Here is a 4,541-nt window from a genome sequence, read left to right as displayed (position 1 = left end):
GGCCCGGGGACCGCGGTCACGAACGTCCCCGCGCCGACCCGGCCGGCGACCCAGCCCTCGGCGAGCAGTTGGTCGTAGGCGGCGGCGGTGACCGTCCGGCTCACCCGCAGCGTCGTCGCGAGCCCCCGGGTCGACGGCAGCCGGTCGCCGGGGCGCAGTGCCCCGCCCACGGCCGCGGCGCGGAGACCGTCGGCGAGCTGGACCGCCAGCGGGGTCGCCGCGGCGCGGTCGAGGACGATCGGGAGATCCTGCACAGTGGCCTTTCGTCCGCGACCGGAAGTGGCCGTTCCAGGATGCCACTGTCGAGAGCCATCCTCGGCTGGTGACGCTCTCCCCCACCACCCGCAGCACGCTGGGCCGCAAGCGCGACCGGGCCGCCGTCGACCGGTCCGACCTGCACGCGGTCCTCGACGACGGCCTCGTCGCCCACCTGGGCTTCGTCCGCGACGACGCACCCGTCGTCCTCCCGACCGCCTACGGCCGCGACGGCGACACGCTCTACCTGCACGGCTCGTCCGGGGCCCGCTACCTGACCGGCGACACGCTGCCCTGCTGCGTGACCGTGACCCACCTCGACGGCATCGTGCACGCCCGCGCGCTCATGCACTTCTCGATGAACTACCGCAGCGCGGTCGTGCACGGCGACGCCCGCCGCGTCACCGGCGACGACGAGCGTCTGCACGCGCTGCGGGTGATCGTCGAGCACCTCACCCCGGGCGCATGGGACCACGCCCGCCGCCCGGACCGCCGGGAGCTGGCCGCCACCGCGGTGTTCGCGCTCGACCTGACCGAGGCCAGCGTGAAGAGCCGCTCCGGGCCGCCGTCCGACGACGAGGCCGACGTCGCCGCCGGTCTCGCATGGGCCGGCGTGGTGCCGCTGCGGACCGTCGCCGGGCCTCCGGAGACCGCCCCTGACCTGCAACGACACCGGTCGGTTCCGGACCACGTGCGCGACCGTCGTCACACCGGCGGGTGACGTAGCCTCGGGGGTTCCGACGCAGCCCTCACCGCCCCCCGAGGAGGACTCGTGACCCCCGTCGTGCTGCCCGACGTACCCCTGCAGAACGTGACGCTGATGCCGGACTGCGTGCAGGACGCCGGTTCGTGGTGCGCCACGCTCTACCGCTGGACCAGTAACGACTTCCTGGCCCAGCACGCGGACACCCTGGTCAGCAGGACCGTGGCGATCACCGTGATCGTCGTGGTCGCGGTGCTGTTCCGGTGGCTGGCGCACCGGGCGATCGCGCGGATGGTCGACGGCGCGACCAACGGCCGGTTCACCGCGCTGGTGGGCCGGGCCCGCCGGCTGCGTCCGGGTGGCGGCGCCGCCGTCGCGCCGGCGGCGGACCCGGGTACGCAGCGACGGGCGCAGCGGGCACGCACGATCGGCTCGGTGCTGCGCTCGATCGTCTCGGCGGTCGTGCTGCTCGTCGCGGTGATGATGGTGATGAACGAGCTCGGCTACCCGCTGGGCCCGTTGCTGGCCGGTGCCGGGGTGATCGGGCTCGCCATCGGTTTCGGTGCGCAGAACCTGGTGCGCGACTTCCTGTCCGGCATGTTCATGCTGCTGGAGGACCAGTACGGCGTCGGCGACGTCGTCGACGTCGGGGAGGCCGTCGGCACCGTCGAGGCGGTCGGCCTGCGGATCACCACGATCCGCGACATCAAGGGCACCGTCTGGTACGTCCGCAACGGCGAGATCCTGCGCGTGGGCAACATGAGCCAGGGCTACGCGGTCGCGGTGGTCGACCTGCCGATCGCCCACCACGCCGACGTCGAGGAGGCCACCGAGCTGGCCGGGAGCACCGCCACCGAGCGCGCCTCCCAGGACGACATCGCCGGTGACGTGCTGGAGGCCCCCGAGGTGCTCGGCGTCGACAAGATCGGCCCGGAGGGCGTCACGCTGCGGATCACCGTGCGGGTCAGCCCCGGCCGGCAGTGGGCGGTGCAGCGCGCACTCAACGGCGCGATCACCGACGCGTTCGACGACCACGGCATCCCGCGGCCGATGGTCTACCCCGGCGCGGCCTTCGACGGCCAGGCGCAGAAGCAGAACTGACGACTCCTGGGAGACTGGTCGGCGTGAGTGCACCGCAGAACTTCTACGCCGAGGTGGGTGGCGCCCCGGTCTTCCACCGGATCGTCCACCGGTTCTACGAGGAGGTGGCCCGGGACGAGGTGTTGCGGCCGCTGTACCCGGAGGAGGATCTCGGCCCGGCCGAGGACCGCCTGCGGATGTTCCTGGAGCAGTACTGGGGAGGTCCGCGCACCTACTCCGACCAGCGTGGCCACCCCCGGCTGAGGATGCGGCACGTGCCGTTCACGATCGGCCCGATCGAGCGCGACGCCTGGCTGCGCTGCATGCGGATCGCCGTCGACGAGGAGAACCTCTCTCCGGAGCACCGCGAGCAGCTGTGGAACTACCTGCAGTACGCCGCGGCGAGCATGCAGAACTCGGAGTTCTGACCCGAGTAGGGGCATTACCACACACTGTGATCGTTGGCCCGCCCGTCCGGCGGCCATTCGAGTGGCATTCGGGCGCTTTCCGGGTTGATCCAGCGCTGAACGTGACCGAATGCGTCCGGTCTCGTTGGACGGGACGCCGCCCCGGCACGTCGGGCGGCTCGTAGTCACCCGTCTTGGGGGTTCATCGTGAGCGTCTCTCCCTCGCTGTCCGGTCCGCATCGGCACGAGCCGGTCGACGGGTCGTCGCGGCACACGCACCGCGGCGGTGACTCCGGGGCCCACCCCGACCGCCACGACGGCGAGGACGGCTCCTGGTTCACCGTCGTGCTGCGCGGCTACGACCGCGGCGAGGTCGACACCCGGCTGGCCGAGCTCGACCACCGCATCCACGACGAGATCCGCCGCGCGGACGCGGCCGAGCAGTCGCTGTCCGCGGCCCGCGCGCAGGTCCGGCGACTGCAGGAGCAGCTGGAGAACGACTCCGCCGCCCGGGCCGGTGAGGAGCGCCGCGCCGAGGAGGCCGGCTTCGGCCGCCGCGTCGAACGCGTCCTCCAGGCCGCCGAGCAGGAGGCGGCCGAGCTGCGCGATCGTGCGGCCGACGAGGCCGCGGAGATCGTGGAACGCGCTCGCCGCGAGGCCGAGGACCGTCGCTCCCGCACCGAGGAGGCGCTGCTCGGCCGCGCCGCCACCCTGGACCGCGAGTTCGCCTCCCGCAGCAGCACCCTCGACGACCGTGAGCACGACGCCGACCGCCGCGACCGTGACCTCGCCGAGCGGGAGCGCACCGTGTCCGACCGGCTGTCCGGCGTCCGCACCGAGGCCGAGCGGATCCTCGCCGACGCCCGCTCCGACGCCGAGCAGACGCTGTCCACCGCGCGCGCCGAGGCCGCCGCGCTGCTGCGCGACGCCGAGCAGGGCGCCGGGGAGCGACGGTCGGCGGTCGTGCGCGACGTCGAGCGGCTCGCCGCGCTGCGCGACGACGTCCGGGACGAGCTGACAAGGGTGCAGCGCACCCTCGCCGAGGAGCTGGACCGTGAGCCGGTCTCGGCCGCCCTCGACGACGCCCTGTTCGGCCCCGCGCCCGTCTCCCTGCCGCCCGTCTCCCTGCCGCCCGTCTCCCTGCCGCCCGTCTCCCTGCCGTCTTCGACCTCGGCGCCGTCGTCGGACGAGGGTTCGATCGCCTCGGTGTCGGAGCTCGGCAGCAGGCCGTCGGCCGACCCCGCCGGCTCGGAGGCCGGTGATCCCGCCGACGACGAGGACGAGGACGCGCCCGCCACCGGTGCCCTGCTCCTCGGTCCCGGGCAACGCCCGGCCGAGGAGGACCCCGACAGCACCACCGTCGGCCGCATCCCGCCGATCTCGCTCACCTCGATCGGGGTCCTCCCGTTCGGTGATCTCGGAACGGGGCGTGACCAGCCCCGGACCAGGACGGACGTCGCAGGTGGGACGACCAGGACGGGCCGGGGGGCCACCCGGGGTCCGGGCCCGGGGCGACGCTCGCGATAATCGAATCGTTATGTGCACCCGACCGCCGCAGAACGCATGACGTCGGCGCCCGGTCACCCGGGCCCCGACGACCGCTCCCCCCGGCGTGCCGACGGCCCGCCGGACCCCGAACCGAACCCCGACGGGCTCGGCGAGGCGATCCGGACCGGCCGCGTGCCGGTGGTCCCCGGCTCCCTGGTCGACCTGGTCATGCGGTCCGGCTCGGGCGAGCCCCCGGAGCCGGAGGCCACGTCCGAGGACGACGGCGCCCGGCGCGAGCCGACCCCGACCGGGTTCACCGAACTGGTGTCCCGCGAACGGGATCCCGCGCCCGCCCCACGTCCCACCCCGGGACCGCGGCCCGCTGCCCCCGAACCGCCGTCGGATGCGGGTGACTACGCCGATCTCGGCGACCTCGGCGACGACCCGCTGGGCGTCGGGCCGCTGCCCGACGAGCCCGGCGACGACGGTCTCGACCCCCTGCACACCCCGGCGGACCGCTTCGCGCCGCCGCCGTCGTTCGCGCCGGGCACACCGGGCGGGACACCGCCCGCGACCGGCGGCATCCCGGCCGCGCCGACGCCCGGCCC

Annotated in this window: 5 protein-coding genes and 1 pseudogene; 5 read left to right on the top strand and 1 reads right to left on the bottom strand. The window is 74.5% G+C overall.

Features of this window, described 5'->3' with window-relative positions; all coding sequences use genetic code 11:
• Nucleotides 1–254 (bottom strand): GntR family transcriptional regulator (locus tag NH602_RS28330; protein ID WP_253069402.1); only part of this gene is annotated, 254 nt, incomplete at its 3' end.
• 68 nt (nt 255–322) lie between these two features.
• Between NH602_RS28330 and NH602_RS28325 the strand changes: the two genes are divergently transcribed.
• The 5 genes and pseudogenes from NH602_RS28325 to NH602_RS28305 all read left to right on the top strand — a co-directional run.
• Nucleotides 323–976, top strand: coding sequence for a pyridoxamine 5'-phosphate oxidase family protein (locus tag NH602_RS28325; protein ID WP_208623055.1), 654 nt, complete (start codon nt 323–325; stop codon nt 974–976).
• A 51-nt stretch (nt 977–1,027) separates the two neighbouring features.
• Complete coding sequence (locus NH602_RS28320) at nt 1,028–2,059, top strand: mechanosensitive ion channel family protein (RefSeq protein WP_253069401.1); 1,032 nt, start codon at nt 1,028–1,030, stop codon at nt 2,057–2,059.
• 23 nt (nt 2,060–2,082) lie between these two features.
• The gene (locus NH602_RS28315; RefSeq protein WP_073578226.1) at nt 2,083–2,466 is read left to right on the top strand and encodes a globin; all 384 of its coding nucleotides are present in this window, start codon (nt 2,083–2,085) and stop codon (nt 2,464–2,466) included.
• A 186-nt stretch (nt 2,467–2,652) separates the two neighbouring features.
• Nucleotides 2,653–3,972 carry a hypothetical protein gene (locus NH602_RS28310; protein WP_253069400.1) on the top strand — a complete coding sequence of 440 codons (1,320 nt, stop codon included), beginning with the start codon at nt 2,653–2,655 and terminating at the stop codon, nt 3,970–3,972.
• 36 nt (nt 3,973–4,008) lie between these two features.
• Nucleotides 4,009–4,541: pseudogene (locus NH602_RS28305) on the top strand (hypothetical protein); the annotation flags it as partial.

Origin of the sequence: Pseudonocardia sp. McavD-2-B (assembly GCF_024124365.1) — a bacterium.
Lineage (GTDB): Bacteria > Actinomycetota > Actinomycetes > Mycobacteriales > Pseudonocardiaceae > Pseudonocardia > Pseudonocardia alni.
The sequence above is the reverse complement of the archived record's forward strand: the minus strand, read 5'-3'. Positions and strand labels throughout refer to the sequence as shown.